At 66.2% G+C, this 1,475-nt stretch carries 2 protein-coding genes; both read left to right on the forward strand.

Translation table 11 applies throughout. The features are described from left to right. Positions 1-213: alpha/beta fold hydrolase (locus tag E1293_RS46960; protein ID WP_132206618.1), on the forward strand; the 213-nt coding region annotated here is incomplete at its 5' end. Between the two features lie 41 nt (positions 214-254). Beyond that, the gene (locus tag E1293_RS46965) at positions 255-1,202 is read left to right on the forward strand and encodes a phytanoyl-CoA dioxygenase family protein (RefSeq protein ID WP_132206620.1); all 948 of its coding nucleotides are present in this window, start codon (positions 255-257) and stop codon (positions 1,200-1,202) included. Positions 1,203-1,475: the final 273 nt, after the last annotated feature.

Here is a 1,475-nt window from a genome sequence, read left to right on the forward strand (position 1 = left end):
TGCGCGGACGTCCCCGTCACCATCGCCTGGGGCACCAAGGACCGCCTGCTCCTGCGCAGCCAGGCCGTCCGCGCCCAGCGCCGCCTCCCGAACGCCCGCTTCGTGTGGCTGGAGGGCTGCGGCCACGTCCCCATGGCGGACGACCCGCCCCTCGTCGCGAAGGTCCTCCTGGAAGGCAGCGCCCACCCCCTGAAAACCGAAGCCGCCGCCTGATCCGCATTGGCGCGGCAAGGGCCCCGGGTTAGCATCCGATCATGGGCTCCGGCTATCGAATCCTCGACGAAGAGCAGGTAGAGCATTTCCTCGACCGGGGATACGTCGTCATCAACGACTGCTTCTCCCCGGAGGCCGCCGAAAAGTACACGGCCACCATCTGGACGCGCCTCGGCTACGACCGTGACGACCGATCAACCTGGACCGAACCTGCGACCCACCTGCCGGCACACCGCGAGATGGACATCAAGGAGTTCGCACCCAAAGCATGGGACGCGGTCTGCGACCTCGTAGGCGGCGAAGACCGGATCGAGCAGCCCTACAACTGGGGCGACGGCTTCGTCGTCAACCTCTCCCAGGGTTCGGAACGGCCGTGGGAACCGGCATCTCCGCAATCCCCCGGCTGGCACAAGGACGGCGACTTCTTCCGCCACTTCCTAGACTCCCCCGAGCAGGGCCTGCTCACGCTGGTGCTCTGGTCGGACGTCCGCCACCAGGGCGGTGCCACCTTCGTCGCAGCCGACTCGATCGCCCCCATCGCCCGCTTTCTAGCCGCCCACCCCGAGGGCATCCTGCCCACAGACTTCCCGTACGCGGAACTGGCCGGCCAATGCACGGAGTTCGCAGAGGCCACCGGCCGCATCGGCGACGTCTACCTGCTGCACCCCTACCTCCTCCACGCCAAGTCGCAGAACATGCTCCGCCTACCACGCTTCATCACCAACCCACCGGTCACACTGGCCGAGCCGATGAACTTCGACCGCCCAAACCCCAGCGAGTTCTCCCTCGTAGAACGAGCTGTCCTGCGCGGCCTAGGCGTAGACCACTACACATTCACCCCGACCGGTGAGCGAGCAGAGATAGTCCCCGAACGAGTCCTACGCCAAGCCCGCATGAAGACCAAAGAAAAGGCCCGCCTAGCAGCGCAGTCCTCCCGCCCCCCAGGCAGCCATCCGGACGTAAAGCGCAGACCCCCATTACTTGGATGAAGTCGGCCGCAGGGCGCTCAGCACGTCCACCACCTCGGGGACTTGGCACCTGGGGAAATGAAGTTGCGCCGACTCGGATGGCTGAACGCCCTTCTGACTGGGCAGAAGATAGACGTAGTTCTCCCATGCGTCGGGGTGGGTCCAGCGTCCGAACCGTTCGCCGAAGGTGGGCGCCGTGGCCAGATGGGCGAGCAGGGTCTGAGCGTCTTGGACTGGCATCTTCACCCAGGCTCGACCGAGGTGATAGACAGCGTGACGGCGTCGTCCCCGCCC

Source organism: Actinomadura darangshiensis (assembly GCF_004349235.1).
Lineage (GTDB): Bacteria > Actinomycetota > Actinomycetes > Streptosporangiales > Streptosporangiaceae > Spirillospora > Spirillospora darangshiensis.

Bases quoted from the DNA above. Each gene is read 5' to 3' on its own strand.
- E1293_RS46965 (WP_132206620.1), top strand. From the start codon at position 255: ATGGGCTCCGGCTATCGAATCCTCGACGAAGAGCAGGTAGAGCATTTC.